Origin of the sequence: Cytobacillus praedii (assembly GCF_001439605.1) — a bacterium.
GTDB lineage: Bacteria > Bacillota > Bacilli > Bacillales > Cytobacillaceae > Cytobacillus > Cytobacillus praedii.
This window is the reverse complement of sequence record NZ_LMBX01000078.1, coordinates 1-245: the sequence shown is the minus strand read 5'-3', so window position 1 is coordinate 245 and position 245 is coordinate 1. Positions and strand designations below refer to the sequence as shown.

Genomic DNA, 245 nt, shown 5'->3' with positions numbered 1-245 from the left:
GAGGGCTTTCCTGCTTACCATCCACGCATGATGCTAAAAATTATCTTATGTGCTTACACACAATCTGTCTTCTCAGGACGTAAAATCGAAGCCCTATTAAAAGACAGTATTCGTATGAAGTGGCTCGCTCAGGAATATGAACCCAGTTATCGTACTATCAATCGATTTCGTGTGCAATCAGAAGTGAAAGAATTAATTCGCCAATGTTTCGTTCAATTCCGTTGCCAATTGATCGAAGAAAAACT

At 39.6% G+C, this 245-nt stretch carries 1 protein-coding gene; it reads left to right on the top strand.

Annotated features, from left to right (window positions below):
- Positions 1-245 (top strand): transposase (locus ASU02_RS26190; protein ID WP_198317493.1); only part of this gene is annotated, 245 nt, incomplete at both ends.